This is a genomic window from Streptococcus pneumoniae, from assembly GCF_001457635.1.
Classification (GTDB): domain Bacteria; phylum Bacillota; class Bacilli; order Lactobacillales; family Streptococcaceae; genus Streptococcus; species Streptococcus pneumoniae.
Genome location: NZ_LN831051.1, coordinates 990,012 through 1,011,814, shown reverse-complemented (window position 1 = coordinate 1,011,814; position 21,803 = coordinate 990,012). Strand labels below are relative to the sequence as shown.

At 39.7% G+C, this 21,803-nt stretch carries 21 protein-coding genes and 2 pseudogenes; 2 read left to right on the top strand and 21 right to left on the bottom strand.

Annotated elements, in window-relative coordinates; all coding sequences use genetic code 11:
* The 10 genes from AT689_RS05450 to AT689_RS05405 form a co-directional block, all read right to left on the bottom strand.
* Positions 1-741 carry a class I SAM-dependent DNA methyltransferase gene (locus AT689_RS05450; RefSeq protein ID WP_001836252.1) on the bottom strand — a complete coding sequence of 247 codons (741 nt, stop codon included), beginning with the start codon at positions 739-741 and terminating at the stop codon, positions 1-3.
* Positions 742-849: 108 nt separating this feature from the next.
* Positions 850-1,203 (bottom strand): ribosome silencing factor, encoded by a 354-nt coding sequence (rsfS, locus tag AT689_RS05445; protein WP_001003001.1) that lies wholly within the window; start codon positions 1,201-1,203, stop codon positions 850-852.
* Between the two features lie 12 nt (positions 1,204-1,215).
* Complete coding sequence (locus AT689_RS05440) at positions 1,216-1,716, bottom strand: cysteine hydrolase family protein (protein WP_000844714.1); 501 nt, start codon at positions 1,714-1,716, stop codon at positions 1,216-1,218.
* The gene (gene yqeK / locus AT689_RS05435) at positions 1,717-2,310 is read right to left on the bottom strand and encodes a bis(5'-nucleosyl)-tetraphosphatase (symmetrical) YqeK (RefSeq protein WP_000121662.1); all 594 of its coding nucleotides are present in this window, start codon (positions 2,308-2,310) and stop codon (positions 1,717-1,719) included.
* On the bottom strand, positions 2,310-2,939 hold the full coding sequence (locus AT689_RS05430; protein ID WP_000151302.1) for a nicotinate-nucleotide adenylyltransferase: 630 nt from the start codon (positions 2,937-2,939) through the stop codon (positions 2,310-2,312). The genes yqeK and AT689_RS05430 overlap by 1 nt, the downstream gene beginning before the upstream one ends.
* A 51-nt stretch (positions 2,940-2,990) precedes the next feature.
* Positions 2,991-3,302: a ribosome assembly RNA-binding protein YhbY gene (gene yhbY, locus AT689_RS05425; RefSeq protein ID WP_000060169.1), complete on the bottom strand. Its 312-nt coding sequence runs from the start codon at positions 3,300-3,302 to the stop codon at positions 2,991-2,993.
* Positions 3,303-3,515: 213 nt separating this feature from the next.
* A complete protein-coding gene (gene yqeH / locus AT689_RS05420; RefSeq protein WP_000391201.1) occupies positions 3,516-4,622 on the bottom strand; it encodes a ribosome biogenesis GTPase YqeH in 1,107 nt (368 codons plus the stop codon).
* 2 nt (positions 4,623-4,624) lie between these two features.
* Positions 4,625-5,152, bottom strand: coding sequence for a YqeG family HAD IIIA-type phosphatase (locus AT689_RS05415; protein ID WP_000963728.1), 528 nt, complete (start codon positions 5,150-5,152; stop codon positions 4,625-4,627).
* A 14-nt stretch (positions 5,153-5,166) separates the two neighbouring features.
* Positions 5,167-6,075 (bottom strand): magnesium transporter CorA family protein, encoded by a 909-nt coding sequence (locus AT689_RS05410; RefSeq protein WP_000242252.1) that lies wholly within the window; start codon positions 6,073-6,075, stop codon positions 5,167-5,169.
* 56 nt (positions 6,076-6,131) lie between these two features.
* Positions 6,132-6,692 carry a mechanosensitive ion channel family protein gene (locus AT689_RS05405; protein WP_001168885.1) on the bottom strand — a complete coding sequence of 187 codons (561 nt, stop codon included), beginning with the start codon at positions 6,690-6,692 and terminating at the stop codon, positions 6,132-6,134.
* Between the two features lie 138 nt (positions 6,693-6,830).
* Here AT689_RS05405 and sstT point away from each other — a divergent pair.
* Both sstT and AT689_RS05395 read left to right on the top strand, forming a co-directional pair.
* Positions 6,831-8,040 (top strand): annotated as a pseudogene (gene sstT / locus AT689_RS05400) (serine/threonine transporter SstT).
* 67 nt (positions 8,041-8,107) lie between these two features.
* Positions 8,108-9,061, top strand: coding sequence for an aromatic acid exporter family protein (locus AT689_RS05395; RefSeq protein WP_000028173.1), 954 nt, complete (start codon positions 8,108-8,110; stop codon positions 9,059-9,061).
* Between the two features lie 190 nt (positions 9,062-9,251).
* Here the strand turns inward: AT689_RS05395 and asp5 are convergent, their stop codons facing one another.
* From asp5 to AT689_RS05335, 11 genes and pseudogenes are all read right to left on the bottom strand, one after another.
* Complete coding sequence (asp5, locus tag AT689_RS05390) at positions 9,252-9,476, bottom strand: accessory Sec system protein Asp5 (protein ID WP_000569970.1); 225 nt, start codon at positions 9,474-9,476, stop codon at positions 9,252-9,254.
* 4 nt (positions 9,477-9,480) lie between these two features.
* A complete protein-coding gene (asp4, locus tag AT689_RS05385) occupies positions 9,481-9,660 on the bottom strand; it encodes an accessory Sec system protein Asp4 (protein WP_001287962.1) in 180 nt (59 codons plus the stop codon).
* A gap of 1 nt (position 9,661) precedes the next feature.
* Complete coding sequence (gtfB, locus tag AT689_RS05380) at positions 9,662-10,999, bottom strand: accessory Sec system glycosylation chaperone GtfB (RefSeq protein ID WP_000571774.1); 1,338 nt, start codon at positions 10,997-10,999, stop codon at positions 9,662-9,664.
* Positions 10,992-12,503, bottom strand: coding sequence for an accessory Sec system glycosyltransferase GtfA (gtfA, locus tag AT689_RS05375; protein WP_000158456.1), 1,512 nt, complete (start codon positions 12,501-12,503; stop codon positions 10,992-10,994). Before gtfA ends, gtfB begins: the two co-directional genes overlap by 8 nt.
* An 11-nt stretch (positions 12,504-12,514) precedes the next feature.
* Complete coding sequence (gene secA2 / locus AT689_RS05370; RefSeq protein WP_000489792.1) at positions 12,515-14,887, bottom strand: accessory Sec system translocase SecA2; 2,373 nt, start codon at positions 14,885-14,887, stop codon at positions 12,515-12,517.
* The gene (gene asp3 / locus AT689_RS05365; protein ID WP_000587539.1) at positions 14,880-15,320 is read right to left on the bottom strand and encodes an accessory Sec system protein Asp3; all 441 of its coding nucleotides are present in this window, start codon (positions 15,318-15,320) and stop codon (positions 14,880-14,882) included. The genes secA2 and asp3 overlap by 8 nt, the downstream gene beginning before the upstream one ends.
* A complete protein-coding gene (asp2, locus tag AT689_RS05360; RefSeq protein ID WP_000032113.1) occupies positions 15,317-16,852 on the bottom strand; it encodes an accessory Sec system protein Asp2 in 1,536 nt (511 codons plus the stop codon). Before asp2 ends, asp3 begins: the two co-directional genes overlap by 4 nt.
* Positions 16,836-18,416: an accessory Sec system protein Asp1 gene (asp1, locus tag AT689_RS05355; RefSeq protein ID WP_000291161.1), complete on the bottom strand. Its 1,581-nt coding sequence runs from the start codon at positions 18,414-18,416 to the stop codon at positions 16,836-16,838. Before asp1 ends, asp2 begins: the two co-directional genes overlap by 17 nt.
* Positions 18,417-18,425: 9 nt before the next feature.
* Positions 18,426-19,643, bottom strand: coding sequence for an accessory Sec system protein translocase subunit SecY2 (gene secY2, locus AT689_RS05350; RefSeq protein ID WP_000161859.1), 1,218 nt, complete (start codon positions 19,641-19,643; stop codon positions 18,426-18,428).
* Positions 19,644-19,699: 56 nt separating this feature from the next.
* Positions 19,700-20,602 (bottom strand): annotated as a pseudogene (locus AT689_RS05345) (glycosyltransferase family 2 protein).
* Positions 20,602-21,798, bottom strand: coding sequence for a glycosyltransferase family 8 protein (locus AT689_RS05335; protein ID WP_001232149.1), 1,197 nt, complete (start codon positions 21,796-21,798; stop codon positions 20,602-20,604). The pseudogene AT689_RS05345 and the gene AT689_RS05335 overlap by 1 nt, the downstream one beginning before the upstream one ends.
* Positions 21,799-21,803: the final 5 nt, after the last annotated feature.

Sequence of the window (21,803 nt, the reverse complement as noted above, 5' to 3'; positions counted from 1 at the left end):
CTACTTCTGCGCCACAAAAAACCAACGGGTGCTAGTTTCTGTTGGTTCCTTATCCTCAAAGTCTGCATAGAGTTTGAAGGACTTGAATCCAGCCTGTTCCAGTAAGATATCATAGGTCAAGATCTCATAGGTCCTCTCCTCATGTACTTCATCGTGGCGACTAAAGGAACCGTCAGCCTCCTTGATAAAGAAAGTCAGCTCATGCACGATGGAGTGAGGAGCTTCGTCCTCATATGTATCCCAAAGCATGGCAAAATCTTCCGCATTTTCATGGTAGGAATAGCCAGGGAATACTTCATCTGTCTGGTAGGTCGAGTGCACGTCAAAGATGAAAACTCCCTCTTCATTCAGCGCATTGTACACGTCCTTAAAGACGTCCCCTACTTCCACCTCATCCTGCATATAGCAGATAGAGTCCGAATAACACGTGACAAAATCGTATTTCCCTGCCTTGGACAAATTCAGCATATTACCTTCTATAAAAGCAATCTTTTGCTTGGCTGAAGTTGCTCTCTTCTCCGCAATCTTCAACATATCCGCACTCAAGTCCAGTCCAGTCACATCAAAACCAGCCTGAGAGAAGCGCACTGATTGAATTCCTGTCCCACAAGCCAGTTCCAAGAGTTTCTTTTTCTCCTTGGTCTTAGGCAAATGACGCAGAGAAAAATTTGTCCATTTGTCGTATAAACTATCGTCCATGACCGCATCATAGACCGCCGCAAAGGTTTCATAAGTCGCCATAATCATGATACTAAGAGCTCCATGGTAAACACCACTAGCCCTTTACCTTTCTATCAATTTTTCTAAAATAAGCAAAGAAACCCAGTTGACTACAACTGAGTTCATCTTCTAAGCAAGAGCTTCTGAAATATCTACTGAATTCGCCTCATGCCATAGCTTCTCTAGATTATAATGGGCACGCATTTCTTCTGAAAAGATATGCACGACAACAGCACCGAGGTCCAGTAAGACCCAGCCTCCAGCTGCATCGCCTTCGACATGGCTACCTTTAAAGCCCGCTTGAGCTACTTTTTCACGGATATTAGCTGCGATAGCGTCCAACTGACGGCTATTCATTGAGCTAGTGATGACAAAGTAGTCCGTCACACTAGTCAAATCTTGTACATCAAGTGCGAGGATATCCTCCGCACGTTTCTCATCAGCCGCTTTCACGACTAGTTCTAGTAATTCTTTTTCGTTCATTTAATCCTCTTTTTAGAAAATATGTTTGTAATCTAGGACATCTGCAAAGCGCTCCTCCCAAATGTCCTCATAAAATTCATTAATCGTTTCTGCTGGAATGTCATCCCCATCAAAGGTTGTGACAGCACCTTCTGGAACAATAAGCTGATAGCCATATTCAAAGGCAACCTTGACAGAGGTATCCACACAATATTCTGTCTGCATACCACATAAAACTAATTTTTCAATCCCCTGCTTATCCAAGTATTCTTTTAAGCCAGTTTCTTTGAAAATACTGTTATACTTCTTCTGAAAGACCTTTTCAGCAGGTTTTCGATTTAAAATCGCAGATAACTGCCAATCTTCTGATGTTTGAGCTTCAGAGTTCTCAATATGTTGAACATAGATAATTTCAATATTCTTGCTTCTAGCCTGGTTTTGTAAATAAGAAATTTTTCCCAATAGACTTTTTGTCTGGAACCCAGTTTCTACTAAAACATTCTGAACATCAATGATTATAAAAGCCGTCTTCATTTAGTTCTCTTTCAAATAGTGCACAAAGGCGTTATAGGTTTCAAGGGTTTGGGGATAGATGGGGAATCCCTGATGAGCTAGATACTCCACGGTACGAGCTGTTTCGTAGGCCACCGCCTTATTGAGCGATAGACTTGCAATCTCACGCGCCACATCTACTCCAGGAAAGGCTCGATTGTGCTCGATATAGTCTGCGACGTAGATGACCTTATCTAGGTCTGTCATTTGACCAGCACCGACTGTATGGACTTCAATGGCTCGCAGGATTTCTGAATCATGCAAATCCAAATCTTCCTGAATTTTGTAAATTCCGACCATACCATGCCAGACATTATTACCCCAGTTTTTGAGGTCAGGGTCTAGCTGGTAACGGTCAATCAAGTCTAGAAATTCCTGATCTGACAACTTTTTAGCATAGTCATGAAGAAGACCTGCTAGACTTGCTTTCTCAACATCTACACCAAAGCGCTGAGCTAACTCCATAGCGGCACGCTCCACACCTAGACAATGGGTTAGACGTTTCTCAGGTAGAAGCTCTGCCATTTTTTCCAACAAGGCCTCACGGGAGCAGTTGATATAGTCTTGATAGGACATCAGTAGAGCCCCTCCTTCTCGATGTAGTCTAGCACTGGCTGAGGTAGGAGAAAGTTGGGTTTCCGACCTTGGGCAATGAAGTCCCGCACCATGCTGGACGAGATATCCATGAGCGGTACGTCCACCCAGATAACTGGATAGGAAGTCCCTGCCTTGTAGCGTGGACGCTGAACCCCCACAAACTGAACCATGTCAACCAGTTCATCAATTCGGTACCACTTAGGCAGATAGTCAACCATGTCGGCACCGATGATAAAGTAATAATCCGTATCTGGATGTTGCTCTGTCAAGATTTTCATGGTGTCGTAGGTGTAGGAAATACCCTTGCGCTCCAACTCAATGGTTTCAATGACTAGGCCGTCAATCCCCTCAATTGCCAACTCAAGCATCTTGAGACGATGGTGTTCAGGGATGGTTTCCTTTTTATCAACGTGAGGAGGTTGGTATTCAGGCATGAGAAGAACTTGAGCCAGTCCCAACTGTTGCCGTACTTGATCCGCAACAATGAGATGGGCATTGTGAACAGGGTTAAAATTCCCCCCTAAAATCCCAACTTGTTTGCGTTTTTTCTCCTTGATTTCTGGCTCCAACTCTACCTTGGTAAAGGGAGTCAATAGTTCGATTGTCATAGGCTAGTCCCCTTTATTTCTCTATAAAAACAGTTATTTGGAGTTTCGGTCTTAGATTTCTTTGACTTTCTTAGAAATCTTGCGATTTTCTTTCTTGCTAGATTGTTTAAACAAAATCAAGATGCGTCCTATTTTTTGGACTGTATCCACACCGATTTCTTCTTCCAAAATTTCAGCTACTTCGTGGATGTTTTCATCTGTGTTTTGTAAGAGAGTAACCTTGATTAATTCACGCGCATCAAGAGCTTGACGGACGCTGGTTTTGATTTGGTCGTTGAGTCCATTTTTCCCGATTTGGATGATAGGTTTGAGGGTGTGTGCCTGGCTGTTGAGGAAGGCACGTTGTTTTGATGTTAATGACATAATTTTCTTCCTTGTTTTTTGATAGTTATTTTAGGTGGTGAGGGACGGTCGGAACTAATTTTCCAAAGATTTCATCTTTGAAAAATGGATTTCCTGACCTCACAATTGAGCCTTGGTCTCAATTGTGCCCCTTGCCAATCTACAGATTGGCAATCACACCACAGCAATAACTATCGCTATATGAGCTCACTTTGTTCGCTCAGCGATTTTGTTTTAAATAATTGCTTTTCGTGTGACGACGGCGACGCCTTCTGGTGCCCAGACGGCGACTTTTGCTGTGCCTGTTACACGAATCCAGCCTAGGCCTGAGATGACTAGGTCTGTCTTATCTTTAATGGTAAAGACATGCTGGACTAGCCTTGGGAAATCTTCTTTTTCCTTGCTATTTGGTGGTGTCAGAAGAGTTCCTAGGTGCTTATCGTAGAAAGCACTAGCTCCTTCAAGCTTGCTACGATGGAGTTTGAGTTCATTATCAAAGAAAGCAGTAAATCCTTGCTTTTCTCCTGCTATAAAGTCAAAGCGTCCCAAACCACCTAAAAATAGGGTTTGCTCAGGATTAAGCTGATAGGTCTTAGGCTTGATTTCCTTTTTAGGACTGACATACTTGAGGTTTTTGGCCGTCAAGTAGTGAGCCATCTGGTGGCGGTGGATAATTCCCGGCGTATCGTAAATATAAGATCCGTCGTCAAGCGGAATCTCTATTTTGTCCAAGGTTGTCCCTGGAAAGCGTGAAGTAGTGATGACATTCTGATCACCCGTGATTTCTTGGATAATAGCATTGATTAGAGTTGATTTTCCAACGTTGGTCACACCGACCACATAGACATCGCGGCCCTTACGGTAGTGTTCAATCTTATCAATGACTTCCTTAATGGCATGTTTATTTTGTGCTGAAGTTAGGACCACATCGACTGGACGAAGACCTTCTTCATGGGCACGTTTCATGAGCCACTGGCTAATCTTACCAGACTTAACTGACTTAGGAAGGATATCTTTTTTATTTCCTACCAAGAGGACATCATTGCCCGAGACGAAACGTGGTAAACCTGGGATGACAGATCCATTAAAATCAAAGATATCAATGACATTGACCACTAAAGCATCACTGTCTCCCACCTCGTGCAAGAGCTTGAGGAAATCATCGTCCGTCAACTGGACATCCGTGATTTCATTGTAGTGGCGGAGACGGAAACAGCGTTGGCAATAGACTTCGCCAGTCTCCAAACCTTTTTCAAGTGCCGACTGGGGGGTAAAACCAAGACCAGCTTTATCTGTCGTCTGAATGGTTGCTCCACAACCAATACAGAGAATTTCTTCCATAGTTAAATTCCTTTTTTATATGTAATCGGTCCGTACTTTTCAGTGATTTTTCTCATAACACGACGCTCACGAGTTCGGTTAATCTGCGTTTTGATTGAGTCATGTTGGACCAAGGGTTTGACTAAAATTGACCGAATCCCTGCACGGTGGGCTGCTCGTATATCTGTCATGAGCTGGTCACCAACCATGACCACTTCCTTTTTGTCATAGTGGAATTCCTTCATAGCACGGTCAATACCAAATGTGAAGGGCTTCAAGGCCCAGTAAACGTAATCAATCCCAAATTTCTCAACTGCTCGTTGAACGCGTTTTTTGGTGTTATTTGACACTACGATAATGCCAATACCCGCGTCCCGAAGGTCATGTAGCCATTGCTTCATCTCTGGCGTTCCATCAGGGTTGTTCCAAGCAATGAGGGTATTATCCAAATCGACCAAAACAGCCTTGATTCCCTGCGCCTGCAGGCTTGGGACTGTCAGATCATAGACTGCTTCCACAGCAAAATCTGGTATATAATTTTCAATCGCCATTCTGGCTCCTTTTCTTAACTTTTTTTCGCAATTTTCCTTAGTAACAAGGATAAAACAATCCACAAACCTGCACTAGCCAAACTGATATAGAGCCAAGCATGGGGCTCATCTGTTAAAGGTAAGGGAACATTCATTCCGAAAAAGCCTGTCACGACTGCCAAAACAGCTAGCAAGACTGAAATGATAGTCAAGGTTGTCAAATTGTCATTCAGATTATTGTTTAGAATATTGTTGTAAGAGGCTGAAAGCTGCTGTAAAATCTGAGAGATTAGGTCTGTCATGGATACCAGCTGATGAGCCTCAATCATGGCATCATCAAACTGTTCTCTCTCAATCTCATCAAAACTACGATACAAGGCATGACCTTGAATATGCTCTAACAAAATCCGATTTTGTTTGGCAGCTGCCGTCAGATAAACCATACCAGTCTCCAAATCAGACAGGGCAAAGAGGTTTTTCTTGGTAGTTCGCTGGCGCAAGAGGTCATTGACCTCATCCCTACTCTTGTCCATCTGCTCAATGACAGGATAGTAGGCATTGCTGATGATTTCCAGACTGGCAAAGAGAAACTTATAAATCGAAAGCGTGTCATGGCTCTCCAGATAACGAGTCATCTGTTCAATGACATAGGCGTTCTTGGTATTACTAATGGTAATCAGGCGACGATGCTCGACAATAAAGGTCATGGGAAAAGTCTCATAGTAGGCCTTGTCCTTTTTTACGTCTAGGACATTATAGATAAAGGTAACCGTCCCACTTTCACGGTGGTAGTCCATGTGGGCGCGCTCGTTTCTATCCAGTGCGTATTCAATGGTTTCCTTGTCCAAACCGTAAATTTCAGAAAGGTCTTCTAGTTTATTCAACTTTCCTAGGTCTAGGTCTATCCAGGTACAACCATTGCCCAACTGCTTTTCTAAAACCATCTTTTCTCCTTATTAAACTCCCTCTATTGTACCACAAATTACTTAAAATAACAGGTCTAGTCTGTACGTGAGAAATTGCTAACAACTGTGATATTTCGGTTAGGGACAAAGTGAAGGGCTTGCTCCTCGCTACGAAGCTGTGTCGTACGAATTCCCACACTGACAACCTTACCCGATACAGTAATCGGTCCATTTGTCAGAACGACCTCATCTCCCACATCCAGTTGACGTTCAAAGAGGATGAAAAAGCCATTGATGACATCAGACAGAAAGCCTTGGGCTCCCATACCAATCGCTACCCCAGCAATACCAGCTCCAGCCAGCAAACTAGAAACTGGCAAACCTAAAATCGACAAAATGCAGTAGAGTAAAAAGAAATATAGCGTATAATTAAACACATTTTCTAGTAAACGTGAGATGGTTTTTTGGCGTCCAACATCATGACGAGACATTTTTAGAGAAGGTTTGACAATTCTCTGCACCATGGTATGAAGCATTTTTTTAGCAATATAAAATACAATCAAAAGCAGTAAAAGAGAAATGACCTTGGTTAGAATATTCTCGATAATGGTTGTCACATCTAGCTTTTCAATATAAGCCTGAATAAATTTTTGCATATAAAACTCCTTTATTTCATTATACCATATTTTCATCAGTCTCATTCTCCATAAATATTCAAAAAATAGACAGAAAATTCTTGATTTTGTCTATCATTTATACTATAATCATAATCACTACACAAAAAGGAGATTATTATGAAAAGAATCATTCATGCTTGGAATAAGGCAAGCCTTGTCAAGCGTATCTTGATTGGTATGCTTTATGGGGAATCCTAGGACTGACCCTTCCTAATCTCTCAGGGATTGGGCTACTCGGGGATTTATTCGTTGGAGGTCTAAAAGCTGTTGCTCCTATCCTAGTCTTTGCCCTCGTTGCCAATGCCCTTTCCCAACATCAAAAGGGACAAGATAGCAATATGAAAACTGTTGTTTTCTTGTATATCCTATGATAGGGACTTTCGCCGCTGCTCTTGTAGCTGTACTAGCAAGTTTCATCGTCCCTATTGAAATTACCCTAAATAGTGCCAATACTGAAATTGCACCACCAGATGGGATTGGGCAGGTCCTCAGCAACCTCTTGCTCAAACTGGTTGACAGCCCAGTCAACGCCCTGCTTACTGCTAACTATATTGGAATCTTATCTTGGGCAGTCATTTTTGGAATCGCTATGAGAGAAGCCAGTAAAAATAGTAAAGAATTGCTAAAAACTATCGCTGACGTGACTTCTAAAATTGTCGAATGGACCATCAATCTGGCTCCATTTGGAATCCTTGGTCTTGTTTTTAAAACCATTTCTGACAAGGGAGTCGGAAGCCTTGCCAACTACGGTATTTTATTGGTTCTATTAGTAACGACTATGCTTTTTGTTGCCCCTGTGGTCAACCCTTTGATTGCCTTCTTCTTTATGAGACGCAATCCTTACCCTCTAGTTTGGAACTGCCTCCGTGTCAGCGGTGTGACAGCCTTTTTCACTCGTAGTTCTGCGACTAACATTCCTGTCAACATGAAACTCTGCCATGACCTTGGACTCAACCCAGATACCTATTCTGTTTCTATCCCACTCGGTTCTACTATCAATATGGCTGGAGTAGCGATTACCATTAACCTTTTGACCCTTGCTGCAGTTAACACTCTTGGAATTCCTGTTGACTTTGCCACAGCCTTTGTCCTCAGTGTGGTAGCAGCTATCTCAGCCTGTGGTGCTTCAGGTATTGCCGGAGGTTCCCTCCTTCTTATCCCAGTTGCTTGTAGCCTTTTCGGTATTTCTAACGATATTGCCATACAAGTTGTTGGGGTTGGTTTTGTGATTGGTGTCATCCAAGACTCATGTGAAACAGCCCTTAACTCTTCTACAGATGTCCTCTTTACCGCCGTTGCCGAATACGCAGCAACCCGTAAAAAATAACTCATCAAGGCAAGCCTGCTCATGTCTTGTCTTTTACGCTTTTATTCTAACTTATTAGGAAATTCTTATGTCTATTAGCCAACGTACGACCAAGCTCATCTTAGCTACCTGTCTTGCCTGCCTGCTTGCTTATTTTCTCAATCTTTCGTCAGCAGTTTCGGCTGGAATTATCGCTCTCTTGAGCCTATCTGATACGCGTAGAAGTACTTTAAAACTGGCTCGCAATCGTCTTTTTTCTATGCTTCTAGCTCTGGCTATCGGTGTTCTAGCTTTTCACTTGAGCGGATTTCATATCTGGAGTCTCGGCCTCTATCTGGCCTTCTACGTTCCTTTAGCCTACAAGATGGGCTGGGAAATTGGCATCACACCAAGCACGGTTTTGGTTAGCCATCTCTTGGTTCAAGAGTCAACCTCTCCAGACCTCCTAGTCAACGAATTCCTTCTCTTTGCTATTGGTACAGGATTTGCCTTGCTTGTTAATCTCTATATGCCTTCACGAGAAGAGGAAATCCAGCACTACCACACGCTGGTGGAAGAAAAGTTAAAAGATATCCTCCAGCGCTTCAAATACTATTTATCCAGAGGAGACGGACGCAACCGAGCACAGCTGGTAGCAGAATTAGACACGCTTTTGAAAGAAGCCCTCAGACTGGTCTATTTGGATCACTCTGACCACCTCTTTCACCAGACCGACTACCATATCCACTACTTTGAGATGAGACAGCGACAAAGTCGTATCCTGAGAAACATGGCCCAACAGATTAACACTTGTCACCTTGCCGCCAGTGAAAGCCTGATCTTAGCGCAACTCTTTTCAAAAATTGCAGGTCAACTGAGCAAGACCAATCCTGCTTCTGATTTGCTAGATGAAATTGAACGTTATCTGGAAGTCTTCCGGAACCGCAGTCTGCCCAAGACAAGAGAAGAATTTGAAACCCGCGCCACCCTTCTTCAACTCCTACGTGAAGCCAAAACCTTCATCCAAGTAAAAGTTGATTTTTACCAAAAATATAGACAGTAATACTCTTCAAACTACGTCAGCTTCACCTTGCTGTATATATGTTACTGACTTCGTCAGTTCTATCCACAACCTCAAAACCGTGTTTTAAGCAGCCTGCGGCTAGCTTCCTAGTTTGCTCTTTGATTTTCATTGAGTATAAAAAAGAAAACTTCAGACCAATCCACAAAAGGTGAATATCTGAAGTTTTCTTTTATTTATAAGTAATCACCATAAAGGTTAATAGTAGAACAAATAAAGCCAAACTCACCAATAAAGTGAGCACCTTGACCAAGGTGTTGCTCTGCCAGTAGCTTGGTTTACCAATATTACTAGTGGCATCCATGGAAAATAGTTGATTTTGACGGGGTTGTATAGTTACCAATACAATCAAAGCAAGAGATAGGATAATAGCTAAAACAATTAGTATTTCAATCATAGATCTACCTCAAAATTCCCAGCAAAGTAAAGAGCAAACCAATCAGAATCATCAAACCCAGTAAAAGTGAAAAAGTCTTACTAATCTTTTCCCCTCGGGTTTCTTTTTCCTTCTTGATGGGTTTTTGTTTCAACTCTTCCATGCGGCCTTCAACGTCTTTGTAAAATAAATCTTCCTCTGACATGTTAGCCTCCTAAAACAGTTTGCATGGTTTCCTGATATCTCACCAAGTCAACATAATTTGCATGTTGGCCTTGTTTGCAAAGTGCCTGACGCATTTGATCAACATCTGAAAGGGCCAATTTAATGGTCTCAACCAAAGCAGCAACTTCACTACTTTCAAATAGATGGTCTGGAGCGATATAAAGTCTATTGTGCACCGTCTGATTAAAGCCAAGAATCAAGAGATTGTGCTCAAAGGCCTGACGCACTGCCTGTAGCAACTCATTACTGTGGTTTATATCCAAGTAAATATCCGACAGTTGATACAGCTCCTGAATCTTCTGTGGACTAGCGTTCTGATAAAGGACCACATTAGGATAACGAAGCATATCTAAGAGCTTAGAAGACATCTCTGTCACCGCTGCAATACGGAAAGTGACATCAGGCAAGGCTCCTGCGATTGCTTCTACTTGCTCAATCTGATCTGAATTGGTCAAGATTAAGGCATCTCGTCTTAGGAAATTATCACGTTTGAACTGGTAATGATAACCCAAGTGCACAAACTGATCATGGTATTTCTCGTCAGTTAACTCTAAAGCGCGCTCATAAGTCGTCTTATTTGGAATGATGATCTTCTTAGTACGCACATTATCACTTTCCAAAATCAACTGCATATTACCTGGAATGGCATCATAGAGAGGTTCCTGCCATACCAAGACATCCGAGCCAGATTTATCTGGATGATGGAAGGAAACCAAGAAAGGAGTCGCTAGAGTATTAAAGATAAGCTGACTGGTATCTATTTCCAAATCTTGCAAAAAGAAGGTGATAAATTCAACTTTATTTGCAAAGTAACGCATGGACTGACCAGGCAAAGTCAATAAGATATCACCCGTCACATGGTTTTCCAGTAAAACTTGTTGGCCATTAACATCTTGGTAAACTGTCATAATCGGCTCGCTATCTGCGCTATAAGTGGTTTTAGCAAAGCAAGCACCAAAGCGATTGTAGTGGTCAACCTGACGTACTCGACCTTCTAGGTCTTTCCAGTCTACCTGTTTAACCAAGCGAGCCTGCATTCCATCAGCATAATGAATGACAGCCCTCTCCTGCGTCACATCTTCAATACAAGCAGACTGATTATCTCCTAAAATTTCCCAAAAATCTGAAACGGGAACTTGGTTAAAATAGAGAGGTTTTCCATCCTCGTAACCTAGATAATAGGTAAAAGGAGAAAGCAGACCATCAGGCAGAAAACCATCTGCATCGATGACCACTCCAAGTTGAGAAAGACCAGTAGCGACTAGACTTTCATGTAAATCTCGACTTTCTTGACTGTAACTATCATAAAGTTCAATCATGGAGCACCTCCTCTACTGTTTTCTTCCACTTTTCTAAAATTTCTTTGGTCAAGAAGCCTTCTGCAATTTGATAAGAATAGGCACGCATAGCTTCCAAACGATTTTCTTGATACAATTGACAAATCTTAGCGGCATAAGCTTGCTTGATTTGGTCTTCTACATGGTCAGATGAACTTGGAATCAAATAACCATTTTGCCCATCCTCTATAAAGGTCTGATTACCATAAGGCACATCAAAACCAATTAGAGGTAGACCTGAACCAATAGCTTCCATCAAGGTCAGACCAAATCCTTCGCTGGTAGAAGCCGTTAAGTAGACCTCATACTGGCTATAAATCTGCGAAAGTTCCGCATGCCCCTTGAGCTGGATATAATTCTCAGCCTGATGATTTGCAATAATGTCTCTAAGCAGAGAATCTTCTCCTCCACTACCATAAATATCAAAGGTTAATTCAGGGATTTCCTTACGAGCCTCAATCACAGCTTTCACAAGCCAATCAATGTGTTTTTCTTTGGCAAGACGTGAAGCCGTAATCAATGAAAATGGTTTGCGCCCTTGACTTGAATCTGTCAAGGAATCAATACTGCCTACAGGAATGGTAACAATCTTTGGTTGATGCTGAGTATATTTGGCAAATTGCTCTTGTAGAACTTCATTTTGTCTATCAGTAGACACGATAAAGAAGTCAACCTTATCTGCATTGGTAAACTGATAGTCATAATAGTTATTCCAAAGGATATAGTCCTCATTTGTAGCATTTTCACTATAATGCTCCGCATGAACAACTACCGCTAGATGTGCTGTCTGTGCTTCCTCAAACACAACCTGTCCAATACCTGTCTCCCTATCCAGAATAACCAAATCAGACTTGTTCAAATTCAAAGATTTCATAAAGGCACGCACAAAAGCTTGCTTTCCATAGAAAATCTTATCCTTGAAATGATAAACTTCTTCCTTCCCTTGATTCATCAAGATATCATAGACTGGAGTCCCGTCTTCATTGTAAAAAGTTCGTTGGTATAAGACTGCAACATTGTCCTTGGGAGCAAAATACTCGCTACAATAACGCGTATAAGAAAAGTAATCCTTCCGAATCAGGTTTCCCTTAAAAACATACTCGGCATGTTGAACCAAGTCCTTGTCCTCATCCACCAAATAACAGGTTACAAACTTATCTTGGTCAAAAAAGAAGACACGTAAAACCTTGCCATTTTTTTCTCTGTGACTTTCTTCACCACCAAAGTAAGCCAAGACATCATCCACTGTCACGCTAGTAGGCGCAATTTTGATGTCTGTGAAATGATTATAAAGCCAGATAACCTGATTATCATCAAAACCAATATTGGCTGTTAAGTGCTGAATATTATCGGCTAAAATCATATCTGTAAAGATAAACTTAGAGGACAGATTTAATTTCCGAAAAACACCAGCACGATAGGCTTGAGCGTATTCAACACCGCTACTAGCCCAACCAATTCCTAAATTTATATTGTAAATTGTCATATTTTCTCCTCTTATGGAAAATGAGTCACGATTTCACCTTTTGGAGTGACCTCAACCAGCCCCATCAGGAGATTACGCACCATATCCGCACGGATTTGTTCTTTCATAGCTTCAAAGCCCGCGTAGGCTTCTTGATAGTACTCTACGATTGGATTTTTCTGACTAGCAGATTGACCACCGATAGCCATGGATAGCTGTTGTAGATAGTCTACCTGCTCTACCCAGTTGTCATCAATGGCTTTAAGCAGTGAAAGTCGTAAAAACTGTTCATATAAGTCATGTTGATTAAGTAATTCTTTCTTTTCAGAAAGTTCTTTATCAATCACCTGCTTCATAAAGCTACGAACTGCAGTTTTGTCAGTTACATCTATATAATCTGGAACCTCTTTAACATGAAAACTAATATTGGTCACAATAAAGTGAAACAGTAATTCACGACTAGCATAGTGATCAGCCGCTACCTCTTCTGTATATCTCTCAATGATATCCACAACAACATCCTCTAAGTCACGAGAACCATCTATTAGACGATTACGCTCCTTGTAAATCATATCCCGTTGAATATTCATGCTTTCAGCATATTCTAGAGTCTGACGACGTGCCGAACGGCCAGCACTATCACTAGCATGTTGAGCCTTTTCGACTAGTTTCCGGTATTTACGACCTTTCAATACTTCCGGTTGAGTCATATCTTGAACCTGATAGTCTTTGTACTTTTTATGCACCCAAGATGGACCAAATTTCTTGATAACATCATCCTCTAAGGATACAAAAAATTTACTCATACCAGGATCTCCCTGACGACCAGAACGGCCACGAATTTGTAGGTCGATCTGCTGACTTTCCATCCGCTCAGTCCCAATAACAATCAAGCCCCCAAGCTCTGCGACTCCTTTACCAAGCTTGATATCCGTACCACGTCCTGCCATAGAGGTAGCCACTGTCACAGCCCCCATCTGACCTGACTCGGAGATAATCTGAGCCTCACGCGCCGCATTATTAGCATTTAGGACATTATGGGCAATCCCTTCACGAAACAAGAGAGACGAATAGAGTTGAGACATTTCAACTGAGCCTACAAAAACGAGTAAAGGATTTCCCTTAGCATGGTATTGCTTGATGTACTCCAAGGATGCATACACTTTTTCAGGTAAAGTGATATATAGATTATCTGGATAGTCAATCCGTTGTCTCGGACGATTGGTTGGAATGCGTACTACAGACATATTGTAAGTTTCAATAAACTCTTTTTCCGCGACCTTACCTGTCCCTGTCATACCAGATATCTTATTAAACATCTTAAAAAGACTCTGATAGGTGATCGAGGCCATAGCCCGCGTCTCAGGAGATAATTTGACATGTTCCTTGGCTTCAATAGCCTGATGGAGACCTCCTTGAAGTTTAGTCATTTCCATTAGACGCCCTGTTCCCTTATCAACCAGTACCATCTCATTTCCACGAATGATATAGTCCTTATCTTTAGTAAAGAGCTTATGAGCTCGAATCGCATAAACCAAATGACGAGCAAAAGACGCATGCTCTTCCTTGTATAAATTATCAATCCCTAGGAAATTCTCAGCAGACTTGGCCCCCTTAGTAGTGAGCCAAACCTCCTCTTTCTCCTCTTTAAAGATATAATCCTCTCCTTCGACCAAGGTTGTTACAAGTGTATCAATGATCGCATAGTAATTAGACTGAACACGAGGAGAACCCGCAATAATCAGAGGAGTTTGTGCACTATCAAGCAAGATATCATCAATTTCATCAATAATCACATAGTTAAACGGTCGTAAAAACTTACCTTCTTCATTCGAGGCTAGGTTATCATTTAGATAATCAAAACCTAAATTACTATTGGTTGTGTAGATGATATCCGAAGCATAGATAAGCTTCTTTTCTTCAGCTTTCATTTCCTTCTTTGGATCTTCCGTAAATGGTACACCAATGGTCAATCCTAGAAAACGATAAACTTGACCCATTTCCTCGACATCACGCTTTGATAAATACTCATTAGGAGTCACAACCATCACTCCTTCTCCTGAAAAAGCGTTCAAATAGACAGGCATGGTAGCTGTCAATGTCTTACCTTCCCCCGTATTCATCTCAGCAACATTTCCATAGTGCATGACAATAGCTCCCATGACTTGAACATCATAGGGGAACATCCCTAAAATCCGCTTATCTGCTTCACGCACCACAGCAAAAGCTTCAACCAAAATATCGTCTAGACTTTCTCCCTCGGAAAGACGCTGACGAAACTCTACTGTTTTAGCTACTAATTCTTGATCCGAAAGAGAGGACATCTTGCCTTTCAGGGCATTAATCTGCTTTAAAATCTTTTTCACTTTCCTAAGCTGGAAATCTTGACCTAAACGTCTAAACACTTCTGATCTCCTTAATAGAAAAATGATAGAAAGTTAAGGACTCAAATCCAGCACTTAAAAGAGAAACTTGATAAGTATAACTATCTTCTGGATAAGTAAATATGAAATCTTTCACTTTTTCTACCTTTTTTTCTAAAATATCACCATAGCGGTCAAAAAAAGTTATCTTGGTATAAACTCCATTTTCAGGCTGACAATCAAAAACCAGTGATAGTTGATACTCCTGCTTTCTTTTTAATAAGGGAAGCTGAGGTTGGGTTCGTGCAGCCTGGTAATTGACACTAGAAAACCAAGTCTTTAGAATCTCACCAGATGGCAATAGAGGATTATACAGACGAACACTTTTGTCAGGGTAATAAGATACAGTTGTTCCATACATATAAGTCCCACCAACTTCTCCCCAATGAATAGACTGTCTCTGTGTAATAATCATCTTTTCTCCCTTCCAAAACCAGTCTCTAAGACCATTCTATAAAAGTGCAAAAACCAAGAAATATTGGTATCTGTATCATCATTGTGTCGTCCAGCAGTTCCTTTAGATAAAATCTTCGCACCTGTATTACACAGATAAGACACTAATTGTTCATAGGCTTGTGGATCCATTTCTTCATCTTTCATATAGGATAAACCAAAGGTTGTCTTTGAAAAATTTGCTTGTTTAAAAATTTTCCAAAAACGCTGATCCAACTCCGTCATATCTTGAGAACTTGTCCCACCTGTATGATGAATTAAACAATCAAAAGCTAAGTTAGAGACACCCGGTGCGTCCAAACGTCCACGACTAGCTATAGTTCCTAAATTAGCCAAGGGCTTACCAACTATGATGGCATGGGGTTCAAAAGAAGCACCATAATAGAGAGCCGGAAACGTTCCCATAGAAAGACCTGATAAAATCAAATCCTTATGATCAAAGCCTAAATAATCAAGATAGTGAGTGATCATATCCTTTACTTTTCCCTCTAGCTCATCCGTTCCGAGATAAAAAGCTCCCCCCTCTAAACGTGGATCAGAAAATAAAATGAAGGGACATCCAAGAGTTTTCATCATAAAGTAACCCTCGAATCCTTCTGCAGGTCGATAACCTGCAAAATAGACAGTCAAAGGCGGTTTAAAATCACCTGGATGGAAGAAATAGTTTATTTCATCACGCTTGGAATCATGTAGGATATTTCCACCAAGTACAAACTTACCAAATTGTTTTCGACTCCATCGTTGGTGAAGATTACCTAGTTTGATAGTTCCACGACCTCTTGCTTCAACAGATATCGAGAGAAAGTAGTCTCCGTCTCGACTATCCATAAAAAGTGCTTGCTCCAAGTCTTTTTCAGATACTATTACTTCTTCAAAGAAATCATCAACAGACCCACTCCACATTTTACGGATGACCAAACGAAAGTCACAATTGCCTTCCTTCTCATATTCAAGCCACAACTCAATAGGGAGTGTTTTTTGCACCATAATATTATAAGCCCAATAGGCAAGCTGGGCAAAATCTTGCCCAAACTCACCTTCCAAACTGACATAATCCAATCCTTGATAAGAAATAGCTCCTGTAAAATTTGGATTGACTTGTATCGTCGGAGGAAAGAGTTTATCACCATACCCACCGCCAAAAAGAGATTTACTTAAATCATTGATTAGTTGTTGGGGACTTAAAAAATCAATTGCTTGTGCACATCGTTTTTTTAGAAAATCCACAACCTCTCTATCATTTATTTGTAGATTCTGGTTATAGAACAAAGTATAAGGTTCAAAATATTTTACATAGGAAAATAAGTCTCTGGAATACTGACCATCTTCTATTAAAACTGCATGAAAACGGCTAATATCCTCTTTTTCGATTATTTCACGAAGAGCTTCTGATGAGTTTGGGTAAAAATGATACCAATTCATATTTTCAGGTATGTCATAGTGATTTTCCCAATTGGCAAGTCCTATCTGTAAAATATTAAGTTCCTTTGACATTTTTAACCTCCTCTATCCATTTCTCTAATTTTCCAAGAAATTGTTGTCCAGTGTGCTCCTTAATCTTATCAATCGAATAAATTAAAGCCTCATTCCACTCTTTCAACCTATCAGTGTAATAATGTGCAGCCTTAGAAAATTCTGCCACATCTGTCAGCAAATAACCATTTTTTAAATGTTCCACATAGACGGTTTCAACTAGGTTGATTTGAGGAATTCCTGCACTAATCCCAGCTATCTGTGTATAGAGATGAGGATGACTATTTAAATCCACAATCAAACGGACAAATTCTAGTGTTTTTATCAAATCTAACTCATCATTCAAGTTGACAAACTGTATACGTAAGTCCTGGTGTTGATTTTCTTCCAGAGGATTTTCTGCATCACCATAATCAATCGCCTTTCCCAAATTTTCGGATTGAATGTTTTCTTGGATGAAAGACTCAACAATCCCTTCAACCACATTCATTTGCTCCTGACTAGCAGCAAAGGCTCCAAAAATCACCTCAGTATCCTTATTTTCAGCGACAAAGGACAAGACTTGAAGCAGAGCTTGATTATCAATCCCCTGCTCAAAATCCAGTTGAAAATAAATGATGGATTCTTTCTTAGTTTGGCTTCGTCCCAATCGTAATCGGGTGTCAAAAGATGATAAATGATAACATTGATGCATTCGTTCAGGATACAACTCCTGCAACAATCGTAAACTATCCTCTCTATCCACCAAAATCAAATCCGATTTTTCAAAAGTTACATCTAAATCCCTAAAGGTATCTTGAGGATTACGTCCAATGAACAGACTCAACAGTTTAGGATTAGTACTAGGTAAACGATCTAGTACCAACTGGTCATGATGAAAATGAGAAGGAAGCATAAAAATATCCTGATCCTTCACATACGTTTGCAGATAATTCTCAAAAAATTCTGCCACCAGATCTCCCATATTTTGATAAGTAAGCATTTTAAAGCGATAACCCAAAATTGGATTGATTTCTACCCGTCCGCCTTCTTTTAAACGCTCTCTAAATTGCCAAACTCCCTTAGGATTCAAATATTCTTGATAGGCTGCTTGCCCATCTTCAAAAAAAATAATACTCGATATAAACCCTCGATCATCCATGATATGGTGCATATGTATTTGACCATTCGGTCCAAAATACTGTATATCACTGATGAAACCTTCAACTCCATGTTCAACCTTAGCAAATTTCTTCCCATTTTTTTGAACGATAATCGTAAAGGGACTATAAATAAATTCACAGTCATCATCCCACTCAATATCTCTAATGCTTAAAACTTGGGTATGGAGATTATGAAAATCTTGCATAACATCAAAAACGGAATAAGTATCCGTTTCTAACACACCATGTCTATATAAAAAATAACGTAGATGAGGCTGGTAAGCTAATACTAATAGACGAGAATCTATATCTTGCTCTTGAAAGAGCCGAATCTGGTGAAAGGTATCATCAAACTCTAGACGAAAATGAGAAAAATACCATGGAGTGATATCTGCATGCCATGTTCTTTCTGACCCATACCAAGCTGGAATAAAATAATACATAAAAGTCTCCTAAATCAAAGGTCTATAGGTCTCATTTAGCCTTAAAGCCTTGACCTCGTCTCTAATCGTAAAAATCATGCCCCCGAACATCATAAATAAGCCTGGAATCATTGCCAATCGTAATAACTTTTCATCAAACAAAACAAAAAGCATGGGACCACCTGCCATAATCACATTAAAGAGACCACCTATGACTGAGAAACGAAGGACCAATCGATTAATAAATCGACTAGTATCCGCACCTGGATAAATACCATAAATGTATTCTCCAGATTTTTTCATACGGTCTGCAATCTCTTCTCCATTCATCGTAACAAAAGCAAAAATGATACTAAATAAAAATAAGACCGAAATATAAACATAGACCCACAAAGGCTTCCCAACCATAAATTCCTTTGATAAAGCCGCTAGCCCTGAATGATTAGGGAAAATAAATCCCAACAAGATGAACAAATAAGCTGGTACACTAAGAAAACTCATCACATACATATAAGGCATCCCACCTGCAGGATTCAACATGATTTCGAGATAAGAATAGCGTTTAAATCGATTGTGTAAGCCAATTTTATTAACAGGAACCAAATAGCGAGCTCGATACATAAGGACAAGCAAGTAAGAAAATATAATGGTCATAAAAACAAGCAAGACAACAATCCCTGTAGGGATATAAACCAGTTTAAAAGTTTCAATAACATCCTGAGGGATATTTAAAACAATGCTGGATAGGAGGATTACAATAGAACCCCCAATTCCCATGCTAGCATTTAAATCTGACAACCAAACAAGAAAAAACGTTCCTGCTATGAGTAACAAGGTATTCATTAGAGCAACCAAAATTACCGAGTAGGAGGATTGTACTGGCAAGCTCAAGCTAACTGCCAAGGATTGAATCACAGCAATTAGCAAGGTCAGATACATTTTTCGACGATCTTGAATTTCAATCGCTGTAGAACTTAGCCCCAATTTTTTAGAATATGAAAACATCTGCCACAAAATCATAGCTGACATCCAAGGGGATAATCCAACAGAAAAAATTGACAAACTTCTTAGATTTCCACCTGTTAGGGCGGCTGAGAAGGCTAGATAGGCTGTTGAACCTCCTAAAAAATCTTTAGTATTTAGGTCAACAAAAGGGAGAATAATACGACTTCCCAATACATAGATAAACAGTAGAAATAAGGTAAATAGTCCTTTTTTTACTGCTATTGACGAATAAATCTTAGTCATAAAACACTCCCCTCACCTTCATTGTTTGTGATATGGTAAATAACAATTCTTTTATTTCAACTTTTACCATTTCTTTGTTCTGCATCAAAAAACAACTTTAATCTGAAACAAATATCTTTATATTCCTCAGTATCTGTTAATTGATGGTATTCTAAAGTTTGCTTATAATCTTTTAAAAGATTGACAAATCGAATACGCAGAACGGAGACATCCAAACCAGCCAAGACACAATCCGATATTTTCTTAGAAAACACTTCAACAATATCTCTTGCCCAGGAAAGATCAAATTCCGTTCTCATGATGCTTCCTGAACGTCTTCTATACAGATAGAGATTATCGTTTATAAAGACAATTTTAGAGGCTAAAAGATAAAAGCGATGCATAGTTGCTTCATCATCAAAGCGGCGACCATTTGAAAAGTGAACTTCATTGAATAATTCTTTTTTAATCAACTTAAATGTCGGCAATATAAAGGCCGAGCTATTGAATTTCCAATCTCCTGCTTGACGGTTCATAATTTCTTGTATAGCTAATTCTTCGACGCAAAAATCTTGCCCTGTTACATAAAAATAAAAATTCCCGTCACTTTCGTCATAATTATAGTAATTCCCTATAACAACATCTGCATCCTTTTCTTGGACTTGCTGATAAAGAGTTTCAATCATATTTTCTTTTACGATATCATCTGAATCAACAATCGTGATGTACTCTCCCTTAGCTACACTAATCCCCATATTTTTAGCTTGTGCTGCCCCCTTATTTTCTTGATGCAATACTCACACACGATTATCTTGCATCATAAAAGCATCACAAATTTCCCCAGAATTATCCGTAGAACCGTCATCAACTAAAATAATTTCTATATTTTGATAGGTTTGCTTCAGAATATGCTCGACACACTCCACTAAATATTTTCCCGTATTGTATATCGGTACCACAACACTAATTAATTCACTCATTACTCTATCTCTATATTCTTCATTCTATCCACTAAATCATCTGGTCTCTCCACAGAAAAAATACCGTCATAGAGTCCATCATCCATACTTTTACGTGTGATATCAAAAGCGAAGATTTTCTTGCCACTTTCTTGTGCCCTTGTAACTACATTAAAAACCTCTCCACCTGTATTAATATCTAAATAAACTATAGAATCGTCTAATAGCCAATCAATTCTACTATGTAATACATTTTGATATACTGTTACATTCGTATACTGTGATAGAGAGGTCAGCTCCTCAGAACAATCACACGGTGCAGCCAAATGAAAATGCCAATCAGGTAACCGTTGTACTAAATACTCTAAATGTTTTATATCTGCACTCCATGTCACAAGCATCACTTGTTTTTTAGACTGATTGCTTCTTTCAAAATAATTTAAATCGGAACGTTGAAAAGCAATCTCTGACCAATCCAAATCTCTATAAACCCACCATAATTCACGTAGTCTAGATATACTATATGTATTCCAAGGTTTATCATGACTAGCATAGTGAACAATTGTAGGTGGATTGTCATCTAGACGTTCACATTCTTGAGCAAGGTGATAAATATCAACACCAACCATATAATTATATGTTTTATCTAACGCTAGCCAATTATCCTCAAAATAAATATTTAAAATACTCTGATCCCCAAGATGAACAACTTGATTCTGCTCGGCCGCTAATTCCAATAAACTATTGACAATAGAATGTTCTTTCCACTTTGCAACATCCATTAATAAAACTCCAGAATTAAATCCAGATTTTCGTCCTTCATAGGCATAGACATCATCAACAGCACCAATTGAATATCCTTTGAGATCTATCTCAAACAAAGTAGCTAGTTCCCCAGTTACAATGATATCGGAATCCAGATACAATACCCTATCAGATTCAACCACTTCTGTCGCAAAAAATCTAAAGTAAGAAGCATAATTTATATGAGGTCCTGTTTTATAGCTTTCAAAAAGTTCTTTATCAATGTGTACACTGCGAATTGTAGAATTCACAACTTCCATTTTTCTCCCCAATAATTTAAACCATTCAGGAGCTATATCACTGTTGAGAATATAAAAATCAACATCTCTATTGTGATACAATACAGACTTTATAGTCGTCTCTAAAGGAATAAGATAGGCATTATCTGCCGCTAATACTATTGATTTTCTCATACTGT